The following is a 24,689-nucleotide window of genomic DNA, read 5'->3' as shown; positions in this document are numbered from 1 at the left end:
CGGCCGACCCGCCCGCCACCGAGGACGGTCCCGGTCAGCCCCGGCGCCGCACCTTCAGCGCCGCGTCCGTCCGCCGGGCCGGCTGTCCGTCGGGGCCGTGCTGCACCCGCGCGAACTCCTCGCTGAGCTGCACCTCCCACTCCTGTGCGGGGAGCGCGAGGGCCGCCAGCACCTCCTCGGTCGTCGGGAAGCGCTCCATCGGGTGCGCGTCCTGGTGCTCCCACGGCGGCGCCCCGGCGTGCCCGACGACCAGCAGCACCCCGCCGGGCGCCACCGCCGACGCCGCGGTCCGCAGGATCCGCTCCCGGAAGATCTCGCCCGGATTGTGCAGGAACTGCGCCGAGACCAGGTCGAACCCGCCCTCGGGGAACGACACCGTCAGGTCGCGCCGCTGCCAGTCGATGCGGTCGGCGACCCCGGCCGCCGCGGCCTGTTTCGCAGCCCGGCCCAGTGCCACCCCGGACACGTCGACCGCGGTGACCCGCCAGCCCTGCGTGGCCAGCCAGATCGCGTCCGCGCCCTCGCCGCACCCCAGGTCCAGCGCGGTGCCCGGGGCCCGGTCACGGACCTCGCGGACCAGTACGACGTTGGGGTTCCCGCTCCATATCCGGTCGTTCTCGGCGTACCGGGCGTCCCAGAACTCCTCGTCGGGGACCGTGTCCGTGCCGCTGCCGCTGCCATGGCCGTGGTTCATGGATGTGCTCTCCTCTTCGTCCGGTCACGGCACAGCGTCCGCCGTACGCCGACCGTCCGGCAAAGTCCGTTGCCGATCCTGCAACAGACCGGAGGGAGCCTCCGCTAAATCTCGCCCTCGACCGCCCCGCCCACGTCGTGGGCGATGTGCACCGCCGCCTCCTCGGCGGACGCCGCACCCCCATCGATCCCGACGTCCCGGGCGATGATGTCGTTGCTTCCGCCACCGCGCCAGAAGCCCTCGTCGTAGCTGACGATCCGGCCGGCGCGCTCCTCGCCGACCTGGTCGTCATAGGGCTCGCCGGCGCCGTCCGGCAGATCCCCGATGCCGTCGCCGTCCGGCGCGCAGACGTCCGGCAGCTCGATGGCGAGCCGATGGGCCAGGGACTCGCGGTCGTGCTGCTCCTGCGCGGTGGTCCCCTCGTGGTTCACCACGAACGGGCGCTCCGGCGGCGAATAGCCGGTGTCCAGCGCCTCGTCGAGCCCCGGCTCGTCCAGGGCGTCCTCCATGTCGAGGTCGTTGGGATAGTCCTGCGGATCGGATCTGGGCGGCTGGTAGACCTCGTCGCCCATGGCGTCGTCGGACATCGCCGCCCTCCTCCTCGCCTCCGTGTCGGGTGGTGTCGCGCCCTCAGTGGCATTGTCCGCCAGCGAGCGCTCCTCGGCCTCAGGAGCGCCGGTCCTCGGTGCCCAGCCCGAGCGACTCGGCGATGCCCTGCACATTGCCGTACCGGTGGTGCGCGGGCAGCTGCTCGGCCATCGTGACCAGGCGGTCCGGGGCGTGGTTGCTGCGCAGGGTACGGATGATGTCGTTGCGCTCGGCCGGATAGAGGCTGCGGCCGAGGTACTGCGCCAGTTCGGAGCGCACACCGACGTCGCGTTCGGACATGCCGTGCGGGGTGCCGCCGCGGTAGATGCTCTCCGGCGACGGTGCCGCCACCGGCTGGTCCTCGCCGGCCGGCTCCAGTTCGCGGTTCTCGTCCGCGCGCAGCGAACGGTCCATGGTCAGCTGGCTCCGAAGCTGCTTCTTCATCATGTCGTCCCGGGCGGGACCGGTCTTGTCCATGCCGTGTTCCATGACCATCTGCCTCCGTTGCCTCCTGTTCCAGTCTCCCTTTTCCCCTCGTGCTGACAACACGACGGAGGTCGGGGCAGGGGACGGGCGGGCGGCCCGGCGCCGGCCGGCCCGCCCCGCGCGGGAGGAAACGCGACCGCCCGCCGCCCCGGGGGTCCGGGTGCGGCGGGCGGTCGGTGCGCGGCCCGCGCCGTCAGTCCTGGGCCTCGGCCGCCACCGGCTTCGGGATCAGGAACGACGTCGCGATGGCGAGCGCCAGGATGACCACACCGGCAATCATGCCGGCGGTGTAGCCGCTGGCCGAGGTCGGATCGGCCGGCGCCAGCGCGGTCTTCACCGCGTACAGCGCCGCGAAGCTCAGCCCCGCGCCGAGGTTGAAGGCGCCCGCGTTGAGCCCGGGCAGGAAGCCGGGGTTCTCACCGGGGGAGAGGACGATGCCGAGCCCGTTGAGCACGATGTTGGCCACGCCCGCGTAGGTGATGCCGACCAGCAGCGAGGTCACCAGCAGCAGCCCGTGCGTCTGGCTGTGCATCGTCAGCAGCATCAGCACCACCGACCCCACGGAGCCGAAGAGGCCCAGCCGCAGGATCCGGCCGTAGCCGAAGGTCGCGGCGAGCCGGCCGGCCACCGGGCCCATCGCCAGCCCGGCGAGCGCGTACGGCGTCAGCGTCCACCACGCGGACTGCTCGGCGGACATCCCCAGACCGGCCTGCGCGTCCTGGGCGAAGGCCGGGATCAGCCCGTTCATCACCGCGAACACGCCGGTCATGGTCAGCACCGTGGTCAGCAGCAGCGACCAGGTGGCCCGCTGCTTGAGGTGCCGGGTGGCGACCAGCGGGTGCCCGCTGCGGTTCTCGGTCCGCCAGAACAGCGCGAACGCGGCGGCGGCCAGCACGACCAGCACGGCGATCATCGCCCAGTCGGCGTCGGCCAGCTTCCCGGCCTCGTTGAGCGCGATCAGCAGCGCGCCGACCGAGACCACCAGCAGTGCCACGCCCGGCCAGTCCATCCTGGACGCGGTGGCGGCCTTGGACTCCGGGGTCAGGGTCGCCACCAGGGCGGTGGCCACGGCCGCGACGACGCCCATCGCCCAGAAGACCGACTGGAAGCCGTGGTGGTCGGCGAGATAGCCGCCGGCCAGCGAGTCGATGCCGGCGATACCGCCGTTGACCGCGGTGATCACGCCCAGCAGGGTGCCGTACTTCTTCGGCTCCTTGACCTCGACGCGCAGCATGATCAGGCACAGCGGGACGACCGGCCCGCTCACGCCCTGGATGATCCGCCCGGCGAACAGCATCGGGATGCTGGTCGCCAGCGCGGCGACCACACAGCCGACGGCCATCAGGCCGAGCATGCCGGCCAGCACCCGGCGCCGGCCGAAGACGTCGCCCAGCCGGGGCAGGAACAGCGAGAACAGCGCCGCGGACGTGAAGAACGCGGTCTGGGTCATGCCCACCTCGGCGGAGCTGGCCCCGAGCGAGTCCTCGATGCTCTTCAGCGCCGGGCTGAGCATGCTGGCGTTCAGCTGGAAGGCGAAGCAGGCCGCGAGCAGCGCGGTGACCAGCACGCCGATCCGGACGCCGGACCCGCCGCCGGAAACCTCGGTGGTACGTGGTGCGGTGGAGATGTTCATGCCTGGCCTTCGCCGATCCGCTCCAGGGCGTCCACCACGAGGTTCCAGAACCGCTCGTGGTCGAGCTTGACCGCGACCTGGGTGTGGCAGTCGGCCGGTGCCGGCGCCCGGAAGTCGGTGACGGTCATGCCCAGGGTCAGCGCGCCGCGCAGCTCGATGTCGACCGGCGCCTTGCGGACGGTCATCACGTCCGGGTCGATGACGTACGCCACCGCGCACGGGTCGTGCACCGGCGGGTGGTCGAAGCCCTGGTTCTCGCGGTACGCCTCGCGGAAGAAGTCCAGCAGCTCCAACACGAACCGGGACGGTGCGGTGCCGACCGCGGCGATCTTCGCCTCGACCTCGGGGGTGGCCAGCGCCTGGTGGGTGAGGTCCAGGCCGACCATGGTGACCGGCCACTTCTCGTTGAAGACGATGTGCGCGGCCTCGGGGTCGATGATGATGTTGAACTCGGCGACCGCGCTCCAGTTGCCCTCGTGGTAGCCGCCGCCCATCAGGACGACCTCGCGCACCCGCTCGGCGATCCGGGGTTCCTTGCGCACCGCCATGGCGATGTTGGTCAGCCCGGCCGTGGGGACGATGGTGATCTCGCCCGGCTCGTGCGCCATCACGGTGTCGATGATCAGGTCGACGGCGTGCCGGCGGTCCAGCTCGAAGGCCGGCTCGGGCAGTTCGGGCCCGTCGAGGCCGGTCTCGCCGTGGATGTCGGGGGCGGTCTCGATGGACCGGACCAGCGGACGCGGGTTGCCCGCGGCGAACGGCACACCGGTGATGCCGGCGATGGCCGCCACCGACAGCGCGTTGCGGGTCACCTTCTCCAGCGTCTGGTTCCCGACCACGGTCGTCACGGCGACCAGTTCGACGTCGGGATTGCCGTGGGCCAGGAGCATGGCGATCGCGTCGTCATGCCCCGGGTCGCAGTCGAGGATGATCTTTCTGGCCAACGGGAGAGCCCCTTTGCTCTGCGGAACGGTGAAGCGGGGTGAACTCGATCTCTGGGGCGCGCCAGCCAGGGGCACGGCGTCAGCCGCTCCAGTGGAGCCGGTGCTTGCACCGCGCGCGACCTCGGGAAAACGTTCTCCGGAAATTTCGCTCATGCCACGCGGAGATGTCAATGAAACGTCAATGAAGTGTGAGGCAGGCGACCCGCTTACCCGCTGGTACGGAGCGCACGGAGCTGGTACGTCTGTGCACGGGCGGTGATAACGTTTGCCGCCATCGTCCGGGACGGCGCGGTGCGCAGGGCCGCCGTCCCGTAGTGGAAGGGCACGCCGTCGTGGCCGAAGTGACCTTGCGGGACGTCGCGCGGGCGGCGGGCTGCTCTGTCGCCACCGTCTCCCGAGTGCTGGCCGGCACCCGCCCGGTGGGAGCCGAGACCGCGCGCGCCGTGCGGGAGGCCGCCGACCGCCTGGGCTACCGCCCCAACGAGGTCGCCCGCGCGCTGCGCAGCCGCTCCACCGGCACCGTCGGCCTGGTCCTCCCGCAGATCACCAACCCCTTCTTCCCCTCCCTCGTCCGGGAGTTGGAGCACGTCCTGCACGCCGAGGGCCGGGCCGTGCTGCTCGCCGACTGCGACGACGACCCGGAGACCGAGGCCGCCCGGATCGGCGCCCTGCTGGGCCGCCGGGTGGACGCCCTGCTGCTCATCCCGGTCGACGAGCGGCGCAGCCGGGAGGCGGTGGCCGCCGCCGCGGCGCAGGTGCCGCTGGTGCTGTTGGACCGGGGCTGCGGCCCCGGCGTCGCCGACTCGGTCGCGGTCGACAACGCGGCCGGGATGGCCCTCGTCCTGGAACACCTCGCCGCCACCGGCCGCCGTCGCCCCTGTTTCATCGGCGCCGCCGGGACCGCCTCCGCGGCGGCCGAACGGCGCGCCGCCTACGCGGCGGGGGTGGCCGCCCTCGACCCGACCGCACCGGAACGCGCGGTGCTCGGCGAATTCTCCGTGGAGTGGGGCCGGGCCGCCGTGGACCGCATCTGGCCCGCCCGCCCGGACGCGGTGGTCTGCGCCAACGACCTGATCGCGGCCGGCGCGCTGCAACGCCTGCGCCAGCTGGGCGCCGACGTGCCCGGCGAGGTCGCGGTCACCGGCTTCGACGACGTCCCGCTGGCCGGCCTGGCCGATCCGGCGCTCACCACGGTCCGTCAGCCGGTAGCCGAACTGGCCGCCGAGGCCGCCCGGTTGCTCACCCGTCGCCCGGCCGCGGCCCTGGTCCCGGTCCCCGGCCCCCGCCGTCCGGTCCGCACCGTGCGCCTCGCGCCGGAGTTGGTGGTCCGGGCGTCCAGTGCGCCGGGCGGGGTGCGGGTCGAGCCCTGCGCGACCTCTTGACCGTACGCGGTCAGAGCGTTAAGTCTAGACCAATCGCCTGACACACCCTCGCGTCAACCACCCCCCTACGCGAAAGGGTTGACATGAACAAGAAGAGAAGGCTGGCCCTCGCCCTGGGCGCCGGCATCGCCCCCCTCCTCGTCGTCGGTCTGCCGGTCGGCTCGGCCAGTGCCCACGGTTACGTCTCCTCGCCGCCCAGCCGGCAGGCCCAGTGCGCCGCCGGCACCGTCGACTGCGGCCCCATCAAGTGGGAGCCGCAGAGCGTCGAAGGGCCCAAGGGGCTGACGAGTTGCAGCGGCGGCAACAGCCAGTTCGCCGACCTGGACGACGACTCCAAGCCGTGGCAGGTCACCCCGGTCAACAGCAGCCAGACCTTCACCTGGCGGTTCACGGCCCGGCACGCCACCAGCAACTGGCAGTACTTCGCCAACGGCCAGAAGGTCGCCGAGGTCGACGGCCACGGTGCCCAGCCCCCGGCCGAGGTCTCCCACACCGTCAACTTCGGCGACATCAAGGGCAAGCAGAAGATCCTCGCGGTCTGGAACATCGCCGACACCGCGAACGCCTTCTACGCCTGCATCGACGTCAACATCGGCTAGGTGGTGTCCGCACGTCCCGTCGTCGCCCGGACGGCAGGCGGGACAGGGCGGACCCGACCTGGCCCGCGGTCCGTCGCCTCGCCTTTCCCTCGGCCCACCTTCTCCCTTCTCCGCTCACCGTCCCCCACCGTCGCCCCGCGTTCCGTCCCGGACGCGGGGCGACGCCGCTGTCAGGGGCACCCGTTACGATCGGCGCATTCAAGGACCGATGCGGCCGGCCGCAGCCGGGAGGAAGAGATGGGTCTGTTCCGCCGAGGACCGAAGCGGGATCCCCGCGAGCTCGCACGCGACGAGGAGTTCAGCTTCTTCTCGGAGCGGGAAGGCCGGGTGTTCAGATCCGAGGTCCGGCAGGCGTTCGCCGAGCACGGTCTGGAGGTCACCGCCTATCCGGGAGTGGTCACCGACTCCGCGGGCCGCCAGTTCGGCCTCGGCAATCTGGCCGCCGTCTGTCACCGCGACCGCCGCGGCGAGCGCTGCTGGCCACGGCTCATCCGCGACCACGTCGGCAAGGTGCTGCGCACCATGGACGGCCCGCAGCCGCTGGAGATCCTCTCCCACGACGAGATCCGGGCCTGCCTCTACCCCCGGATCGTCGCCCAGGAGACCCTGCCCGCCTCCGACGCCTTCCGCTACGGCCACGAACCGGCCCCCGGTTTGCGCGAGGTGCTCGCCCTCGACCTGCCCGAGGCCGTCCAGATGCTCAGCGAGGACTCCCTCAGCGACCTCGGCGACGTGGCCGAGCTGCGCATCCGCGCCATGAACAACCTGCGCGCCCTGCCGGTCGAGGGGCACGAGACGGTCCGGCGCGGCGACGGCTCGGCGTTCGAAGTGCTGCTCGGTGACTCCTTCTTCACCGCGAGCCGGGTGCTCGTCCTCGACGACCTGGTCGAACGCCTCATGGGCACCGCCCTCACCCGGGACGGCGCCCTGGTCGCCCTGCCCTTCCGCCATCAGCTGGCGTTCCACCGCATCCACGACGCCCAGGTCATCCCGGCGCTCCAGGCCATGGCGCAGTTCGCGGCGGCCGGCCACGAGGACGCGGCGGGCGCGATCAGCCCCCGGGTGTACTGGTGGCGCCGCGGGATGATGACGCCGCTGAGCGAGCCGGACGGCGACGGCCTGCGGGTGGTGGTCGACATGGAGTTCCAGGACATGTTGGAGCGCCTGGTACAGGACGAGACGTAGCCGCCCGGGCCTCCCGTCGGGGCCCGGCTCCGGGCCCGGAAAAAATTCTTTCGCGAAATCTTCGCCCGAGGGGAACCCCGACCGCCCGCACTCCGTTATTCCCAGTGAGACCCCGCGTTCTCCCCCGTGCGCGGGGTCTCACCATTGCCGCGTGCGCCTGCCGCTGCCGCCCGTGCGGGCCTCACTCGCCGAGCCGGGCCCGCTCCTCGTCGGTGAAGAGCCGCGAGCGGATCAGGAATCGCACCCCCTCCGGCGCCTCCAGCGAGAAGCCGCTGCCCCGCCCCGGTACGACATCCACCGTCAGATGCGTGTGCCGCCAGCGGGCGAACTGGTCGGCCGACATCCAAAACCCCACCGGTTCGGGCACGCCGTCCACCGCCAGCCGCTCCAGCAGCACATCGGACGCTCCGGTACGGAACTCCCCGGCCGGGTAGCACATCGGTGCGCTGCCGTCGCAGCAGCCGCCGGACTGATGGAACATCAGCGGCCCGTGCTGCTCCCGCAGCGACCGCAGCAGCGCGGCGGCGGAGTCGGTCAGCGCGATCCGCGCGGCGTCCCGCGGGAGGCCGGTGTCCTGCTCGTCCGTGTCGTTCACGTGCTGCCCCTTTGTCGGCCGGTCACGACGGGCGCGGTTCCCCTGCCGGGCGGGGGAGTGCCCCGCCCGGCAGCATGGCAGAAGGCCGCCGCGCCGCGGAACACGGCGCGGCGCGGCGGCCCGGGCGGTGGCGACGGCTCACGCCCGACCGCGGTGCCTCATCGGCCGCGTCACATCCGGTGCTCCAACAGCGCGGTGGCGACGGCGACTTGGTCCGGTTCGAGGGCGGACTCGCCGTCCTCGACGTTCCACAGGGCGTTCTGCAGGACCCGGCCGAGCGTCCAGCCCGCGGCCCGTTCGCGGTCCAGGCCCACCACCTCGGTCAGCAGGTCGAAGCGGCGCAGCACCGCCCGCCGGACGTCGCCGGTCGCCACCACGTCGTCCCACCGGTTGTCCAGGGCGGGCAACAGCTCGAAGCCGGGGTCGCCGGCCAGCGGTTCGGGGTCGATGGCCAGCCACGGCTCCCGTTCGCCGGCCAGCACGTTGTCGTAGTGCAGGTCCCAGTGCAGCAGCCGGTCCCCGCTCTCGTCGAGCAGCCCGGCCACGGCGGACGCGCAGGAGCGCACCAGCCGTCGCTCCGCCGGGTCGTGCAGTGCGCGGACGGCCTGCGGGGTCTGGTCGAGCATGGCGGCGGCGAGGTCGGCGAGCTGCCGCAGCCCCGCCGGGGCGGGCACCGCCACCAGCCGCGCCATCAGCTCGGCCAGGATCCGCAGCGCCTCGGTGTCGTCGGGCACCGCCGACAACGGCCGGCCGGCGTCCAGCCGTTCCAGCAACTGGGTGGCGCTCGCCTCGTCGTGGTCGAGCAGGCGGACGATGCCGTTGCCGCGCCAGGCCCGCAGGCCCGACGTGGCGCCGGCGGTCTCCTCCCTCGGCCGTTGGAGCTTGAGCGCGGCGGGCGTGGCGTCCGCCCGCCGCACCGGCAGGACGAGCGAGGCCATGCCGTAGCGGGCGGGGCCGTCCGGCCGCAGTGCCCAGCGGTCGAGGAACGCCGCGCCCAGCGCGGGCAGCTCGGTCAGCCAGGCACGCTCCGCGGCGCCGTGCGCACCGTAGGACGCGACGAACGCGTCGGGGACGTCGATCAGGGCCGACGTGGTCATCGGGAACTCTCCTTCGTGGATCCGGATCAGGGATGCGGGAACGAAGGAGGTGGTGGGGGTGCCCGGGCCGCGGGCAGGCGTCAAAGCATGCCCCCACCCTAACCCGCCCGGGCGACAAGGCGTCCGGGCGCCGGTCGGGGCTACGGGGTGCCGTTCCTGGCGGATCCCTGGGCCGGGATGCGGGCCCCCGCCCAGCCCTGCACGGCCGGCTCCTCCAGGGAACGGACCCACCAGTCGGCCAGCGCGTCGGCCGGCCCGGCGGGCCGCGGGCCGACGCCGATCACCCGCAACCCCGCCGCCGCGGCGGCCTGGATGCCGCAGTGCGAGTCCTCGACGGCCAGCGCGCGGGCCGGTTCGACCCCGCAGAGCCGGGCCGCGGTGAGATAGACGTCCGGATACGGCTTGGGTCTGGTGGTGGCGTCGGGGACCACGACATGGTCGAAGTACCGCCGCAGCCCGGCCACGTCGAGGCAGGACTCGACGACCTCCAGCGGGCAGTTGCTGGCCACCGCCAGCGGTGCGAACCGCGCGGCCGAGCGCACCAGTTCGGGGGCGCCGGGCATGGTCGTCGGATGTGCGGCGACGCGCTGCCGGAAGCGGTCGAGCAGCGCCGCGGTCAGCTCCTCGGTCAGCTCCGGCCGGCCGACGGACTCGGCCATCAGCCGTCCGCACGCGGTGTAGTGCAGGCCCCGGGCCTGTTCCGAGAAGCCGGGCGCGGGGACGTGGCCGTACTCGCGCAGCACCGTGTCACGGGCGTCCACCCAGTGGCGTTCGGTGTCCATCAACGTGCCGTCGCAGTCGAAGACCACGGCGGCTGGGGTCCAGGAAAGGATGCGGTGTGCGGTCATCCGAGATTCCGTTCCGATGGGCCCGGCGGGCGGCGACGTGACCGGGCGCCTCGGAAGGCAGGACGGTGTCGGTGCGCGGCCGCGGCAGCGGGCTGAGGGGTTCCGGCGGAGGGCGGCTCCCGGACCGGGAGACCTGGGCGCGCTCGGCGCCGGAAAATAACGATCGTTACGTTACGGACGGCCACGCAACAGGGTCAATAGATCGATAAATGTCCATATTTTATGCCCTAGGGGTAGCCGAGGGTGCCGTAGGCCGTTGGTGTGCCGTCCTGGACGACGCGGAACACCCAGGTCGAGTGGTGACCGATGCACAGCACCCGTGCGGGCGGGGCGAGTTCGGTGAACCTGACCGCCTTCAGGCGCCCGGCGCACGGCCGGGCCAGCGCGCCCCGGCTGCGGTGGGCCACGGCCTGCCGCGCGGCCTCCAACAGCACGATCCCGGGCGCGTGGTCGGTGGGGTGGTCGAAGAGGAACGGGTGCAGTGGGTCGGCCGGTGCCACCAGTAACCTGTCCCCGTCCTCGGCGAGGACCGCGTCCTGGGGGTGGTTCACCGTCAGCGCGGCGGCTGCCGGCCGGTGTGCCGTCGTCCGGGGCAGGGGCGACGCCGGCCCGGGCGTACTCCTCGCCCGCAGCGCGGCGTAGCCCGCCCCGTCCACGAACCGCACCCCGCCGCCGCCTCGGCCGAACACCGTTCCGCGGGCGGCGAAGGTGACGTCCAGCCGCAGGCCGGTGACGGAACCGTCCCGGGTCCGTCGGACGTCGCTCACCCGGGCACGGCAGGTGATCTCGGTCGCGCCGGGTCCGGCCGGCGGCTCGCTCTCCGGGCACAGGCGGAAATACAGGTCGGTGATGATCGCGTGGTACGCCGCCGGCACCCCGTGGAACCGCAGCGGGACGTACAGCCCGAGCTGGCGCAGGGTCTCCACCAGGACCAGCGGGCTGTGCCGCTGCGACCCGTCGCGGGGGAACGTCGTATGGGCGCGCGGCCAGGACGCCGCCGCCTCGAAAGCGTCCGCGGCGTCCGCCCGCCGGACGTCCGTGAGGAGGACCTCCGCCACGGAGGTCCGGTGCACCAACTCCCGCTCGACGGTGCGGGACCAGCTCAGCGGTCCGCGCTCGCCGACCGTGCCGACAGATGACGTATTCATATGACTAGGGAATATCGAAATTCGAACATGCGCACCGTGGGGAAGTGCCGGCCGGCAGCGCGAATTGGCGGCGGCCGACCGCGGTAGATTTCCTGCAGCTGGCACGAGGACGACATCTGAGGGGCACGTGCAGACCCGGGCGAAGACGACGCGTAGGTTCCTGCTGGAAGCGGCCGCCACCCTGTTCGACGAACGGGGCTATGCCGGGACGAGCATCAGCGATATCAGCGCGCATTCCGGCCGCACCAGCGGCGCGATCTATTTCCACTACGCCAGCAAGGAGAAGCTCGCCCTCGCCATCGTCGAGGAGCACTTCGCCACCTGGCCGCAGTTGATCAGCCGCTATCGACAGCCCGGAGTGCCGGCCCTGGAAAGACTCGTCGGGCTGAGCTTCGAGGTGGCCCGGGCGTTCCGGGACGACATCGTGGTCCGCGCCGGGGCCCGCCTCTGGGCGGAGCGCAAGGCCATCGAGACCCAGCTCCCGGCGCCGTTCCTCGGCTGGATCGAAGCCGTCACCGAGCTGCTCGAAGAGGCCGACCGCAACGGCGAACTCGCCGTCGGAGTGCCGCCCGCCGCCTCCGCGCACGGCGTCGTCTGCGCCTTCTTCGGCCTGCACACCGTCTCCGACGCACTGGAGGGGCGGCGCAACATCGAGGAGCACCTGGGTGATCTGTGGCTGCTGCTGCTCCGCGGACTCCAGGCCGAACCGGACCCCGTGGCGCTGCTCGACCGGGTGCGCCGGCGGGCCCGCGGCCGGCAAGCGGCGGCCGAGCCAGCCTGACGGGACGGCGGATCCGGCCGGTTGCTACGACCGGCGGGCGCCGCCGCGCAGGAAACGCCGCAGCGCGGTGAGCGGCCAGGTGTTGATGATGTCGTCCTTCGTGAGCCAGCCGCGCTGAGCCGTGCCGACTCCGTAGCGCATATAGGGCAGATGCGTGGTGGAGTGGGCGTCGGAGTTCACCGCGAATTTCACGCCGTGCCGCTTGGCCCGCAGGATGTCCTCGTCGCACAGGTCCAGCCGCTCGGGATGGGCGTTGATTTCCAGCGCGGTGCCGGTCCGCGCACAGGCTTCGAATACCGCGTCGAAATCCGCGTCGATTCCCGGGCGTTTGCCGATCAGACGGGTGGTGGGGTGCCCGATGATCGAGACATGGGGATTCTCGCAGGCACGCACCAGGCGGCGGGTGAGCGCCTGCCGACTCTGGTTGAAGTGTGAATGCACCGAGGCCACGCAGAGGTCGAATTCCGCCAGGAACGCATCGGGCCAGTCGACGTCCCCGTCCGGGCCGATGTTGAGTTCGGTGCCGTGCAGCAGCCGCATGCCGCGGTGCCTGCGGTCCAGGGCGCGCACCGCTTCGCGCTGCGCGAGCATCTTCTCGTCGGTCATCCGCTGCATGTAGAGGTTGGGGGCGTGGTCGGTGACCGCGTAGTACGAGTAGCCCCGGGCGGCGGCCGCGGCGACCATCTCCGCCAGCGGGGACAGGCCGTCGGTGAGGTCGGTGTGGGTGTGCAGATCGCCCCGGATGTCGCCCTCGGCCACCAGGTCGGGCAGCTCGCCCCGTAGGCCGGCGGCGACCTCGCCCCGGTCCTCGCGCAGCGGCGGCGCGATCCACGGCAGCCCCAGCCGGGCGTAGATCTCCTCCTCCGTCTCCGAGGCGACCAACTCCCCGCTGCCGCTGTCGAACAGCCCGTACTCGGACAGCTTGAGCCCGTGCCGCACCGCGATCGCGCGAGTGCGGATGTTGTGTGCCTTGGCCCCCGTGAAGTACTGGAGCCCCGCGCCCCAGGAGGCGGGCGGCAGCACCCGCAGATCCACCTGGAGGCCCTTGGTGGTGCGGATCGAGGTCTTCTTCGCGCCGTGCGCGATGACCTCGGCGGTGGACGGGAGCTCCGCCAGCGCGGTCATGAACGGCGCGGACCGCTCGGCCGCCACCAGGATGTCGATGTCCCCGATCGTCTCCCGCATCCGGCGCAGCGACCCCGCGTAGGCGCACCGCTCGCACCCGGTGATCCGGGACAGCTCCGCGGTGATCTGCTCGGCGACGTCCATCGCGGCACTGATCAGGATCCGCCCGCCGCCCGCCTTCTGGAGCAGCGAGATGCCGTGCAGGATGTTCTCCTCGGTCTTCTCGCCGAACCCCTTCAGATCCCGCAACCGCTGCGCGTGGACGGCGTCCAGCAGCTGGTCCACCGAGGTGATGCCCAGGTCCTCGTAGAGCACCATGGCCTTCTTCGGGCCCAGCGTGGGGATGGCGATCAACTCCCGCACCCCCGCCGGGATCGCCGCCCTGGTCTCCTCGATCACCGAGACCCGGCCGGACCGCAGGTACTCCACCACCTTCTCCGCGATCGACGCCCCGACGTGCGGAATCTCCCGCAGCCCCGGCACGTCGAGCTTCGAGACGTCGGCGGGATGGCCCCCGATGGCCCGGGCGGCCTTCTCGTACGCCCGGGCCTTGAAGGCGTCACCACCACTGATCGCGATGAGGTCGGCGTACTCCTGGAGCAGCGCCTCGACCTCTTCGTTGGCGCGGACCATACCTCCAGGGTGCCCCGGTCCCACCGGCACGGCATACGAAGGACGCGGGCCCCGCGCCGGGCTCAGGAGCCCGGAGGGTGTGCCAGGCGCTCCAGGACCGCCGCGGTGTCGGTGCGCCGCGCCGTCTCCACCAGGGCGCGGGCGATCACCGAGCCCGGCTCCCGAGCGGCGGTCACCAGGCCGATGGGCGCGCTGTGGTCGGGCTCCACCAGCGGCACGGCCTGCATCCCGTGCGGGACACCGAACACGTGCAGCCAGGCGTACGGCACGATGCTGGCCCACCGGCCGGCCCTGACGTGGGCGAACAGCGAGGCCACCGAATCCGTCTCGACCCGCGGCGTCGGCCGCAGGCCCAGGCCGGCGAAGACCTCGTCCAGCACCCGCCGTCCCTGCATGCTCGTGGTCAGCAGGCACAGCGGCAGGCGGGACGCCTCGGTCCAGGTCGCGGTGGGACGGCGGGCGAGCTTCTCGGCCACGCCGGTCAGCAGCACGTACCGCTCCTCGTAGAGGGCGACCGTGTGGAAGCTCTCGGCGAGGCTCGGGTACAGATAGGTGATGCCGGCGTCGATCTCGAAGTTCCGCACCCGGTGCAGGATGTCCTCGGCGCGCAGGTCCGCCAGCACCTCCACGGTGACGAGCGGATGCGCGGCGCAGAACGGTCCGGTGAGCTGCGCGACGGCGCCCGAGGCGGTCGGGACCGAACCGATCCGCAGGCGCCCGCCGAGGCCGGTGCGCGGCCGCGCCGGACCAGCAGCACGTCCAGCTCGTCCTCCAGCTTGCGGATCGCCTCGGACAGGGCCGGCTGGGAGACGTAGCAGGACCGCGCGGCGCGCCCGAAGTGACGCTCCCGGGCGAGCGCCACCAGGTACTCCAGTTGACGGAACAGCATCGCGCTCTACCGCACCCCTATCGTTCGGAGCTGCTGTGCAGCCGGTCCGCGCCGGTGTGGACGTTCATCGAGTCGCCGCGGGCACGTTGTAGGTGTTGCCGCCGTCGGCCGTGGCGCCGGCGCAGTACCGGATCCCGGCGATGTCGTCGGCGCCGCGCACCACCCCCTCGCTCACCAGGAACCCGGCCGCGAGGTCGAAGTCGTGACCGGGGGTGCGCATGGTCACCACCAGCGGACGCCCGCCGACCCGGATCTCCAGCGGCTCCTCGCCGGCCAGGGTGTCGGGGCGGTACGAGGCCACCCCCGCGCGCAGGCGCACCACCCGCCGCCGTACGGTCACCCGGCCCATCACCGGCTCCCCGGACGGTCGGCGGGGGACCGGGGGACACCGGCGGGGACCAGCCGGACCAGGACCCCCTTCGAGGTGGGCGTGTTGCTGATGTCGGCCACGCTGTCGAGGGGGACCAGGACGTTGGTCTCCGGGTAGTAGGCGGCGGCCGAGCCGCGCGCCGTGGGGTAGGAGACCGCCACGAACCCCTCCGCGCGGCGCTCCACACCGTCGTGCCACACGCTCACCAGGTCCACCGGGGCGCGGTCGGCGAGGCCGAGGGCGTCCAGGTCGGCGGGGTTGACGAGGACGACCCGGCGGGCGTGGTGGATGCCGCGGTAGCGGTCGTTCGGCGCGTACGGGACGGTGTTCCACTGGTCGTGCGAGCGCAGGGTCTGCAGCAGCAGATGGCCCGTGGGGACGTGCGGCATGGTGAAGGCGTTGCGGGTGAAGACGGCCTTGCCGCTCGGGGTGCGGAAGACCCGCCGGTTGACGGGGTTGGGCAGCCGGAAGCCGCCGGGCGCCGCCACCCGGGCGTTGAAGTCCTCGAAGCCGGGCACGACGCGGGCGATCCGGTCGCGGATGGTGCCGTAGTCCGCCTCGAACTCCTGCCAGGGGACGGCCGGATCGGCGCCCAGGGTCCGGCGGGCCAGCCGGGCGATGATCGCGACCTCGCTGAGCAGGTGCGGGGAGGCGGGCGGCAGCTTGCCGCGGGAGGCGTGGACCTCGCTCATGGAGTCCTCGACGGTGTAGAACTGCACGCCCGTGACCTGCACGTCCCGGTCGCTGCGGCCCAGGGTCGGCAGGATCAGGGCGGTGTCGCCGCACACGGTGTGCGACCGGTTCAGCTTGGTGGAGATGTGGGCCGTGAGCCGGCACCGCCGCATGGCCGCCTCGGTGACGTCGCTGTCGGGGCTGGCCCGTACGAAGTTGCCGGCGACGCCCAGGAAGACCGTGGCGGTGCCGTCGCGCATGGCGCGGATGCCGTCGACCGAGTCCAGCCCGTGCCGGGTGGGCGGGGCGAAGCCGAACTCGCGGCCCAGGGCGTCGAGGAACTCCCGCGGCATCCGCTCCCACACGCCCATGGTGCGGTCGCCCTGCACGTTGCTGTGGCCGCGCACCGGGCACACACCCGCCCCGCGGCGGCCGAGGTTCCCGCGCAGCATCAGGAAGTTGACGACCTCGCGGATGGTGGGCACGCCGTGCTTGTGCTGGGTCAGCCCCATCGCCCAGCAGACGATGACGCTCCTGCTCGCCAGGACCAGCCGGTGCACCTCCTCGATCTCCTCGCGAGCCAGCCCGGTGGCGGCCCGGACGTCGTCCCAGGAGGTCGTGCGGACGTGCCCGGCGAAGTCGGCGAAGCCGGTGGTGTGGGCCCGCACGAAGTCGTGGTCGAGCACGGTGCCCGGCGCGGCGTCCTCGGCCTCCAGCAGCAGCCGGTTCAGGGCCTGGAACAGGGCGAGGTCGCCACCGGCGCGGATCTGCAGGAACCGGTCGGCGATCGGGGTGCCGCGGCCGATCACACCGCGCGCCTTCTGCGGGTGCTTGAAGCGGATCAGGCCGGCCTCGGGCAGTGTGTTGACCGCGACGACCTTCCCGCCGTTGCGCTTGGTCTCCTCAAGGGCGGTGAGCATCCGGGGGTGGTTGGTGCCGGGGTTCTGCCCGACCACGAAGACCAGGTCGGCGTGGTGGATGTCGTCCAGCGAGACGCTGCCCTTGCCGATGCCCAGCGTCTCCTGGAGGGCGGACCCGCTGGACTCGTGGCACATGTTGGAACAGTCGGGCAGGTTGTTGGTGCCGTAGGCGCGGGCGAACAGCTGGAGGAGGAAGGCGGCCTCGTTGTTGAGCCGCCCGGAGGTGTAGAACAGCGCCTCGTCGGGGAAGTCCAGCGCCCGCAGCTCGCGGGCGACCAGGTCCAGGGCCGCGTCCCAGCCGATCGGCTCGTAGTGGTCGGCGCCCGGGCGCTTGACCATCGGCTCGGTCAGTCGGCCCTGCTGATTGAGCCAGTAGTCGGACCGACGGCCCAGGTCGGCCACGGAGTGGGCGCGGAAGAACCCTGCGGTGACGCGCCGCGAGGTGGCCTCGTCATTGATGTGCTTGGCGCCGTTCTCGCAGTACTCGTTGCGGTGCCGCTCTCCGGCCGCGGGCTCCGGCCAGGCACAGCCGGGGCAGTCGAATCCCTTGGCCTGATTGATGTTCAGCAGCGTCAGCGCGGTGCGTCGCACCGACGTCTGGGACAGCGAGTACTCCAGTGCGTGGGCGACCGCGGGCACCCCGGTCGCCCACGTCTTCGGCGCCGTCACCGACAGGTCGTCCACCGGATCCTCGATCGGGCCTTCGATGGTGCTCATGGCCTGCTCGGCCCCCTTCCGCCCGCTGCTGACGCGTCCGGCGCACAGGGCGGCGCCGGACGGCGGAGAAGGGCGCCCGGCACCTGAATTCGCCCTTTCCGGACGCTTTCTGATCCGCCGCCGCATCAGTCTCCGTTCGCCCGCGGAAGGAAGTCAAAGAGGTGTTTCTTCTGGGGTGACAAGGAGCGCCTATCACGTGCTCGGGGTGCTTTTCGAGGCGCTGGTGCGGGACGACGACACCGCACGACGCCCGGTGCCGCATCCGGAAAGCCGACACCGCATGCGGAACGGAGGAATTCCCGGCATCGACGGCGCCCGCTCCGCCGCCCCTCGCCACGCCCCACCGCCTCCCGCCCCGCATGCGGGCCGTGCGCGGGACGTGCGCAGCGCGCCCGCGCTGCGCACGGCTCCGGCCGCACCTACGCTGACCCCGACCCCGCTGTCCCGTTTGTTCGTCATTTCCTACCCCTCCCGGGAGTCCCGTGGCCACCCCGCAGACCGTCGTCGTCCCTCCCTCGAAAGCCGCCGTGTTCCTGGTGGCCACCGTGACCCCCGGTGGCGAGGCCGTGGCGCGGGAGGCGCTGGAGGAACTCGCCGGGCTGACCCGCTCGGTGGCGTTCCGCGCCCCCGAGGAGGAGCTCACCTGCGTCGTCGGCATCGGTGCCGCGGCCTGGCCGCGCCTCTTCGACGGCCCGCCGCCGCGCGACCTGCACCCCTTCCGGCCGCTGGACGGACCCCGCCACCGCGCGCCGGCCACACCCGGCGACCTCCTGTTCCATGTGCGCGCCCGGCGGACGGACCTCTGCTTCGAGCTGTCCCGGCTGATCGTCGAGCGGCTGGGCGCCGCCGCTACCGTCGTCGACGAGGTCCACGGCTTCCGGTACTTCGAGGAGCGCGACCTGCTGGGATTCGTCGACGGCAGCGAGAGCCCGCGGGGCGCGGCGGCGGCCGCGGCGGTGTTCGTGGGCGACGAGGACGCGGAGTTCCGCGGCGGCAGCTATGTGATCGTGCAGAAGTACCTGCACGACCTGGCGGCCTGGCAGTCGCTCACCGTCGAACAGCAGGAACGGGCCATCGGCCGCACCAAGTCCACCAATGTGGAGATGCCCGACGACATCAAGCCGGCGGACTCGCACGTCGCGCTCAACACGATCCTCGACGACGACGGAGCCGAGCGGAAGATCGTGCGCGAGAACATGCCGTTCGGGACCATCGGCCGCGGCGAGTTCGGCACCTACTTCATCGGCTACGCCCGCACCCCCGAGGTGACCGAGCGGATGCTCGCCAACATGTTCCTCGGCGACCCGCCGGGCAACACCGACCGCATCCTGGACTTCTCCACGGCGGTGACCGGCGGTCTCTTCTTCGTGCCGAGCGCCGACCTGCTCGACTCCCCGCCCGCCCCGTCCACCGGCGCCGCATGCCCCGCCGCCGTCCCCCGCGGCGGCTCCCTCGGCATCGGCAGCATGAAAGGAACCCCGGCGCCATGACGCCTTCCGACCCCCTCGCCACCCCGAACAACCTGCACCGCGAACTCGCCCCCGTCACCCCGGCGGCCTGGGCGCAGATCGAGGAGGAGGCCCGGCGCACCTTCCGGCGCCTCGTCGCGGGCCGCCGGGTCGTCGATGTGCCCGACCCGGCGGGTCCGGGCCTCGCCGCCGTCGGCACCGGCCACCTCACGGAGATCGCCCCGCCGGCCCCCGGCGTCACGGCGCGCCTGCGCGAGGCCAGGCCGCTGGTCGAACTGCGGGTGCCGTTCTCCGTGGGCCGGGCCGCCGTGGACGACGTCGAGCGCGGCTCGAACGACTCCGACTGGCAGCCCGTGAAGGACGCGGCGCGCGCCATGGCGTTCGCCGAGGACCGGGCGATCTTCGACGGCTACCCGGCGGCGGGCGTCGACGGGCTGCGGAACCGCACGTCGAACCCGATGCTGAGCCTTCCCGTCGAGCCGCGCGAGTACCCCGACACGGTCAGCCGCGCACTGACGTCGCTGCGCCTCGCCGGAGTGGACGGCCCGTACGCCCTGCTGCTGGGCGCCGACGAGTACCGGGCGGTGAGCGAGACCTCCGACCACGGTTACCCGATCGCGGCGCACCTGACCCGGATGCTGGACGGCGCCCCGATCTGGGCGCCGGCGCTCAGCGGCGCCTTCGTCCTGTCCACCCGGGGCGGCGACTTCGCACTCCACCTCGGCCAGGACCTGGCCATCGGCTACGCCTCCCATGACGCGAGCACCATCGAGCTGTACTTCCAGGAGACGCTGACCTTCCTGACATACACGGACGAGGCCGTCGTCGTGCTGAAGCACTGACGCTCCGGAGCGCGGAAGCACCGGAGCAGTGGAGCGCCGCCCGGCCCCGCGTCAATCGCCGCTGTCCGCGCCCAAGAGCCTGCGCAGCCAGTTCAGATGCGCGGCCAGGGCCGCCCGGGACAGCCGCGCCCGCGGGACCAGGTCGGCGAATCCGTGGAAGCCGCCGGGCCAGACGTGCAGTTCGGCCACGCCGCCCGCCTGCCAGATGCGGTCGGCGTAGGCGACGACCTCGTCGCGGAAGGTCTCCGCGGTGCCGACGTCCAGGAAGGCCGGCGGCAGGCCCGTGAGGTCCTCGGCGCGGGCGGGCGCGGCGTACGGGGACACGTCCGGACCGCCGCGCGAGGCGCCGAGCAGCGCCGTCCAGCCGGTTTCGTTGGCCGAACGGTCCCAGACGCCGATGCCCGCCATCTGGTGGGCGGACGGCGTGTCGTTGCGGTCGTCCAGCATGGGGCACATCAGCAACTGACCGATCGGCCGCGGGCCCTTGCGGTCGCGGGTGAGCAGCGCCAGCGCCGCGGCGAGACCGCCGCCCGCGCTGGTGCCCGCGACCACGATCCGGCCCGCGTCGGCGTCGAGCTCCCCGGCGTGCTCCGCCGTCCAGACCAGCCCGGCGTAGACGTCCTCGATCGGCGCGGGGTGCGGATGCTCCGGTGCCAGCCGATACTCCACCGAGACGACGACCGCGTCCAGTTCGTCGGCCAGGGCCAGCGGCACGGTCACGCCGTCCCTGTTGTTTCCGACGACCATGCCGCCGCCGTGCACGTAGTACAGGAGCGGGCGAGGGCGCGCGGGTGCCGGCCTGGTGGGGCGGCAGATCAGGAGGGAGACGTCCGGGCCGTCCGCGGGCCCGGGCGCCCACCGGTCCTCGACGTGGAAGGCGCCGTCCATGGTCAGGTCGACCTCGGCCATCGGGTCCGCCCCCGGGCCGTTGCGGAGGGCTTCGATGTCCTCGACGGACAAGCCGGTCGTGAGCACGTCCTTCATCGACTCCAGGCTCGCGGCGAGTTCGGGGTCGAACGGCGGCGGAGCTGTCGGCATGGCTTCTCCTCACGCGTGGTCGTCACGCCCATCGACGTCATGTCGGACCCATCATCACTTCGCCCTCGTGCGTGAACCAGAGGGCCTGTCGGCACCGGCCGCCCCTGCCCGGGCCCCGGCCTCCTACCGCGTGCCGGCCGGTGCGGCCGTGACCGTGCGACCGCCGACGACGGTGTGGGTGGGGTCGAGGTCGCGCAGGGTGTCGGCGGGGCAGCGGGCGGGGTCCCGGTCCCAGATCGTGAGGTCGGCCAGGCGGCCCGGGGTGAGGGAGCCGCGCAGGTGCTCCTCGCCGAGCAGGCGGGCGGCCTGGGTGGTGTGCAGGGCGACGGCCTCGTCGTAGCTGATGGCGTGCTCGGGGCCCTGGACGCCGATGACGGTCTGCCGGGTGGTCATGCCCCAGACGGAGCGCATCGCGCCGAACCGGCCGACGGGGAAGTCGGACCCGGCGGCGACCAGGGCGCCCTGGTCGAGCCAGCCGCGGGCGGGAAAGAGGCGCGCGACGCGCTCCGGGCCCCAGAACCCCAACTCCACCTCGGCGGTGTCGTGCAACAACGGCTGCTGGACGGTGACGGGGATGCCCAGCGCGACGGCGCGGGCACGCTGTTCCGGGCCGGCCAGGCCGCCGTGCTCCATCACCAACGTGCCCGCGGGCAGGCCGGGGTGGCGTTCGAGGACGCGCTCGTAGACGTCCAGCAGGACGCGGACCGCGCGATCGCCGTAGGCGTGCGTGCCGACCCGCCAACCACGGCGGACCACCGCCTCCACGGCCTCGACCAGTGCGTCGGGTTCCCACGTCAGCGTTCCGGAGAAGGTGTGGTCGCAGGCGTAGGGCTCCTCGGTGGCCCCGGCCTCCAGCCCGCCGTCGAGGCCGAATTTCACGCCCCACACCGACAGCCACGGGTCGCAGCCGTGGCGCCGGTCCGCCATGGCGTCGAGCAGCTCCTCGACCTGGGCCGCGGAGGTCAGGCCGAGCGCCGAGATCAGCGCCCGCACCCGGGTGCTCAGCGCCCCCGCCTCCCGGGCGGCCAGCAGCGCCGCGTAGTCGTCGGGGGTGACCGCGCAGTCCCGCACGGTGCCGATGCCGGTGGCGGCGTACTGACCGCTGGCCAGGCGCAGGCCGGCGATCCGCCGGGCCCGGTCGGGGGCCGGGAGGAGGCGTTCCACCAGGGGCAGGGCGTTGTCGATCAGCCGGCCGTCGAGCCGGCCGTCGGCGTCCCGGCCGATCACGCCGCCCGGCGGTACGGGCGTGTCCTCGGTGATGCCCGCCAGGCGCAGCGCGTAGCTGTTGACGACGTCGTTGTGGCCGCCGCGCTTGACCAGGACCGGGTGGCGGTCGGTGGCCCGGTCGAGCTCCGCCGCGGTGGGCAGGCGCCGCTCGGCCAGGTTGAGCTCCTGCCAGTTGGTGGTGGTACGGATCCACTCGCCCTCGGGCGTGGTACGGGCCCGCTGCCGGATCAGGTCCAGGAACTCGGCGAGGGTGCGGGCCTGGTGGACGGGAACGTCGTGCGCCCCGTGGGCCGCGAAGATCAGGTGCGTGTGGGTGTCGTCGAACGCGGGCAGCACGGTGGCGCCCGGCAGGTCGTGGACCGTGGTGCGCGCACTCACCCATGCATCGAGGCCGTGGGGGTCGGGCGAGAGGGCCGCGATGCGGTCGCCCCGCACGGCCAGCGCCCGCTGCGGGGCGAGGCCGGGGACCAGCGTGTGCACCGCGGCGCCCCGGATCAGCAGATCGGCTCCCTGGTCGGTCATCGTCTTCTCCACCCGTCGTCTCGAAAGTCGTCGTGACGACACCGTTGTAGAAGCAGATCGCCGATTCACCTACATCTGGCAGCCCACTGCACAGAAAACACGCCACGTTCACGGCCTAAGATGCAGATCATGCGCCAGACGCTCGACGAGACGGACCGCCGGATCGCCGCCGCCCTGCTCGCCGCGCCACGCGCCTCCTGGCGCGCACTGGCCCGCTGCCTGGAGCTGTCCGAGCGCACCGTGGTACGCCGCGTCACCCCGCTGTACGCCGACGGCACCCTGCGCGCGACGGTCGTCCGCAACCCGGCACGCTTCCCGCACCTGATCCCCCTCGCCCTGCGCATCCGCTGCCGCCCCCACAAGATCCGTCAGGTCGCCCACGCACTGGCCCGCCGCGCCGACACCGTCTGGGTCGACGTCCTCAGCGGCGGCGACGAGATCTCCACGATCTTCTTCCTCGACGGCCCCGACGCCCGCAACACCCTGCTGCTGCGCGACCTGCCCGCCACCGACGCCGTCGACTCCTGGACCTCCCACACCCTGCTGCGGGTCTTCCCCACCGCGTTCCGCTGGACCGCCGGCCTCCTCTCACCGGAGGAACGGGCCCGGCTCACCCCCGAACCACCGCCACCGACCGCGCCTCCCGCGCCTCCCGCGCCCCTCGACCTCGACACCGCGCTGATCGCGGCGCTCACCGAGGACGGCCGGGCCACCTACACCGAACTCGCCCGCCGCGCCGGCACCACCGCGCTCACCGCCCGCCGACGCCTCGACGCCCTCGTCCGCGGCCAGGTCCTGCGCCCGGCCACCGAGATCGACCTCGCCCTGCTCGGCGCGCACGCCGAAGCCCTGCTGTGGATCGCCGTACGGCCCGGCGCACTCCAGGAGACCGCACGGATCCTCGCCGTCCACCCGCAGGTCCGGTTCTGCGCCGCCACCACCGGCCCCGCCAACCTCGTCGTCGCCCTCGCCGCGGCCGACCTCGACGCCCTCTACACCTTCCTCACCGACGCCGTCGGGCCCCTGGACGGCGTCACCGCCCTCGACACCACCCCGCTCCTGGCAACCGTCAAACGCACCGGCCTGATCCGCCACCCCTCCCGAACCCCCGGCCCCAGCGACCCGAAAGAAGGCGCCTGACGGGAAATTCCCCCGGTCAGGCGCGCCTTCCCGAGGGTTTGGGGGAGAGCTGGTCCCTGTGTGGTCTGGATCTTGGTCTCCACCATCGATGAGGTGCCGACCGGGAACAGCCGGGCCGGCCGGCACTGTTGCATCGACCGAGGGACCGGCGCCGCACGGGCGGGAACCGCGGAGACCACACGGTCGTCCGCCCCGATAGGACCGGGCCCCGGGATCGCGGTACGCCCGCCGCGCACTCGGACCGAGATGTATTTCCGCAGGAGGACTGTTTCATGACTGACCGGCCGTTGACGCTCATGGCGGTGCACGCCCACCCCGACGACGAGGCCACCGGAACCGGAGGGGTCCTCGCGCGGTACGCGGCGGAGGGCATCCGCACGGTTCTCGTGACGTGTACCGACGGCGGTTGCGGTGACGGACCGGGGGGTGTCAAGCCGGGCGATCCCGGGCACGATCCGGCGGCCGTCGCCTTGATGCGCCGTCAAGAACTCCAGGCGAGCTGTGACGTCCTGAAGGTCAGCGATCTGGAGATGTTGGACTACGCCGACTCCGGGATGATGGGCTGGCCGAGCAACGACGCCCCCGGTTCCTTCTGGCAGACCCCTGTGGAGGAAGGCGCCGCCCGACTCGCGGAGCTCATGCGGCACTACCGGCCCGATGTGGTCGTCACCTACGACGAGAACGGCTTCTACGGCCACCCCGACCACATCCAGGCCCACCGCATCACGATGGCGGCGCTGAAGCTGACCGCGCTGACCCCGAAGGTGTATTGGACGACGATGCCCCACTCGATGATGCAGCGGTTCGGTGAGGCCGTGCGCGAGTTTCACGAGGACGTGCCGGAGCCGGATCCTGCCGAGGCCGCCGCCATGGCCGAGATCGGCCTTCCCGACGATGAGGTCACCACGTGGGTGGACACCACCGCGTTCAGCGGCCAGAAGTTCGACGCGCTGGCCGCGCATGCCAGTCAGAGCGAGAGCATCTTCTTCCTCAAGATGGGCAAGGAGAGGTTCGGCGAGTTGATGGGCATGGAGACCTTCGTACGCGTCCAGGATGCCACCGGCGCGGCCATACCCGAGAACGACCTCTTCGCCGGACTGCGCTGATCCGCCCGTCCGACCGGGGCGTGAGGCGCGTCTGCGGCC

General features: G+C 72.6%; 21 protein-coding genes and 2 pseudogenes. 8 read left to right on the top strand and 15 right to left on the bottom strand.

Annotated features, from left to right (window positions below):
* Window positions 1-34: 34 nt before the first annotated feature.
* From MOV08_RS06695 to uriH, 5 genes are all read right to left on the bottom strand, one after another.
* Window positions 35-694: a class I SAM-dependent methyltransferase gene (locus tag MOV08_RS06695; protein ID WP_275306686.1), complete on the bottom strand. Its 660-nt coding sequence runs from the start codon at window positions 692-694 to the stop codon at window positions 35-37.
* Window positions 695-798: 104 nt separating this feature from the next.
* Entirely contained in the window at window positions 799-1,281 is a 483-nt protein-coding gene (locus MOV08_RS06690) for a DUF5709 domain-containing protein (protein WP_039630319.1), read from the bottom strand.
* Window positions 1,282-1,360: 79 nt separating this feature from the next.
* Window positions 1,361-1,777 (bottom strand): DUF2795 domain-containing protein, encoded by a 417-nt coding sequence (locus tag MOV08_RS06685; protein WP_039630317.1) that lies wholly within the window; start codon window positions 1,775-1,777, stop codon window positions 1,361-1,363.
* A gap of 184 nt (window positions 1,778-1,961) precedes the next feature.
* Window positions 1,962-3,401: a uridine transporter UriT gene (uriT, locus tag MOV08_RS06680; RefSeq protein WP_275306685.1), complete on the bottom strand. Its 1,440-nt coding sequence runs from the start codon at window positions 3,399-3,401 to the stop codon at window positions 1,962-1,964.
* Window positions 3,398-4,345 carry a uridine-preferring nucleoside hydrolase UriH gene (gene uriH / locus MOV08_RS06675; protein ID WP_039630313.1) on the bottom strand — a complete coding sequence of 316 codons (948 nt, stop codon included), beginning with the start codon at window positions 4,343-4,345 and terminating at the stop codon, window positions 3,398-3,400. The genes uriT and uriH overlap by 4 nt, the downstream gene beginning before the upstream one ends.
* 332 nt (window positions 4,346-4,677) lie before the next feature.
* On the opposite strand from uriH, the gene MOV08_RS06670 reads away from it, so the two are divergent.
* From MOV08_RS06670 to MOV08_RS06660, 3 genes are all read left to right on the top strand, one after another.
* A complete protein-coding gene (locus tag MOV08_RS06670) occupies window positions 4,678-5,727 on the top strand; it encodes a LacI family DNA-binding transcriptional regulator (protein ID WP_039630311.1) in 1,050 nt (349 codons plus the stop codon).
* A gap of 83 nt (window positions 5,728-5,810) precedes the next feature.
* Window positions 5,811-6,326 (top strand): lytic polysaccharide monooxygenase auxiliary activity family 9 protein, encoded by a 516-nt coding sequence (locus MOV08_RS06665; protein ID WP_275306684.1) that lies wholly within the window; start codon window positions 5,811-5,813, stop codon window positions 6,324-6,326.
* 237 nt (window positions 6,327-6,563) lie between these two features.
* Window positions 6,564-7,511 carry a hypothetical protein gene (locus tag MOV08_RS06660; protein WP_039630307.1) on the top strand — a complete coding sequence of 316 codons (948 nt, stop codon included), beginning with the start codon at window positions 6,564-6,566 and terminating at the stop codon, window positions 7,509-7,511.
* A gap of 181 nt (window positions 7,512-7,692) precedes the next feature.
* On the opposite strand, the gene MOV08_RS06655 is transcribed toward MOV08_RS06660, so the two are convergent.
* The 4 genes from MOV08_RS06655 to MOV08_RS06640 form a co-directional block, all read right to left on the bottom strand.
* The gene (locus MOV08_RS06655) at window positions 7,693-8,106 is read right to left on the bottom strand and encodes a DUF779 domain-containing protein (protein ID WP_052286556.1); all 414 of its coding nucleotides are present in this window, start codon (window positions 8,104-8,106) and stop codon (window positions 7,693-7,695) included.
* Between the two features lie 170 nt (window positions 8,107-8,276).
* A complete protein-coding gene (locus MOV08_RS06650) occupies window positions 8,277-9,203 on the bottom strand; it encodes an aminoglycoside phosphotransferase family protein (protein WP_275306683.1) in 927 nt (308 codons plus the stop codon).
* 140 nt (window positions 9,204-9,343) lie between these two features.
* On the bottom strand, window positions 9,344-10,051 hold the full coding sequence (locus tag MOV08_RS06645; protein ID WP_275306682.1) for an HAD family hydrolase: 708 nt from the start codon (window positions 10,049-10,051) through the stop codon (window positions 9,344-9,346).
* A 227-nt stretch (window positions 10,052-10,278) separates the two neighbouring features.
* Entirely contained in the window at window positions 10,279-11,199 is a 921-nt protein-coding gene (locus MOV08_RS06640; protein ID WP_275306681.1) for a ScbA/BarX family gamma-butyrolactone biosynthesis protein, read from the bottom strand.
* Between the two features lie 127 nt (window positions 11,200-11,326).
* Between MOV08_RS06640 and MOV08_RS06635 the strand changes: the two genes are divergently transcribed.
* Window positions 11,327-11,980, top strand: a complete 654-nt coding sequence (locus MOV08_RS06635) for a ScbR family autoregulator-binding transcription factor (protein WP_039630301.1) — start codon at window positions 11,327-11,329, stop codon at window positions 11,978-11,980.
* Between the two features lie 24 nt (window positions 11,981-12,004).
* On the opposite strand, the gene polX is transcribed toward MOV08_RS06635, so the two are convergent.
* The 4 genes and pseudogenes from polX to MOV08_RS06610 form a co-directional block, all read right to left on the bottom strand.
* Entirely contained in the window at window positions 12,005-13,738 is a 1,734-nt protein-coding gene (polX, locus tag MOV08_RS06630) for a DNA polymerase/3'-5' exonuclease PolX (protein WP_039630299.1), read from the bottom strand.
* A 62-nt stretch (window positions 13,739-13,800) separates the two neighbouring features.
* Window positions 13,801-14,627: pseudogene (locus tag MOV08_RS06625) on the bottom strand (LysR family transcriptional regulator substrate-binding protein).
* A gap of 82 nt (window positions 14,628-14,709) precedes the next feature.
* Window positions 14,710-14,976, bottom strand: a pseudogene (locus MOV08_RS06615) (formate dehydrogenase accessory sulfurtransferase FdhD); the annotation flags it as partial.
* Entirely contained in the window at window positions 14,976-17,306 is a 2,331-nt protein-coding gene (locus tag MOV08_RS06610) for an FdhF/YdeP family oxidoreductase (protein WP_275306680.1), read from the bottom strand. The gene MOV08_RS06610 and the pseudogene MOV08_RS06615, both read right to left, overlap by 1 nt.
* Window positions 17,307-17,788: 482 nt before the next feature.
* Here MOV08_RS06610 and MOV08_RS06605 point away from each other — a divergent pair, with 482 nt between their 5' ends.
* A complete protein-coding gene (locus MOV08_RS06605; protein ID WP_275306679.1) occupies window positions 17,789-18,796 on the top strand; it encodes a Dyp-type peroxidase in 1,008 nt (335 codons plus the stop codon).
* The gene (locus MOV08_RS06600) at window positions 18,793-19,617 is read left to right on the top strand and encodes a family 1 encapsulin nanocompartment shell protein (RefSeq protein ID WP_275306678.1); all 825 of its coding nucleotides are present in this window, start codon (window positions 18,793-18,795) and stop codon (window positions 19,615-19,617) included. Before MOV08_RS06605 ends, MOV08_RS06600 begins: the two co-directional genes overlap by 4 nt.
* A 51-nt stretch (window positions 19,618-19,668) precedes the next feature.
* Here MOV08_RS06600 and MOV08_RS06595 read toward each other — a convergent pair whose 3' ends face one another.
* Entirely contained in the window at window positions 19,669-20,655 is a 987-nt protein-coding gene (locus MOV08_RS06595; protein ID WP_275306677.1) for an alpha/beta hydrolase, read from the bottom strand.
* A 123-nt stretch (window positions 20,656-20,778) separates the two neighbouring features.
* Window positions 20,779-22,404: an amidohydrolase gene (locus tag MOV08_RS06590; protein WP_039630287.1), complete on the bottom strand. Its 1,626-nt coding sequence runs from the start codon at window positions 22,402-22,404 to the stop codon at window positions 20,779-20,781.
* Window positions 22,405-22,524: 120 nt separating this feature from the next.
* On the opposite strand from MOV08_RS06590, the gene MOV08_RS06585 reads away from it, so the two are divergent.
* Complete coding sequence (locus tag MOV08_RS06585; RefSeq protein WP_275306676.1) at window positions 22,525-23,544, top strand: Lrp/AsnC family transcriptional regulator; 1,020 nt, start codon at window positions 22,525-22,527, stop codon at window positions 23,542-23,544.
* A 272-nt stretch (window positions 23,545-23,816) separates the two neighbouring features.
* Complete coding sequence (locus tag MOV08_RS06580; RefSeq protein ID WP_275306675.1) at window positions 23,817-24,650, top strand: PIG-L family deacetylase; 834 nt, start codon at window positions 23,817-23,819, stop codon at window positions 24,648-24,650.
* The last annotated feature ends 39 nt before the right edge of the window (window positions 24,651-24,689 follow it).

The sequence above is a fragment of the Streptomyces yunnanensis genome (genome assembly GCF_029011865.1).
GTDB lineage: Bacteria > Actinomycetota > Actinomycetes > Streptomycetales > Streptomycetaceae > Streptomyces > Streptomyces yunnanensis.
This window is presented reverse-complemented; position numbering and strand designations above follow the sequence as displayed.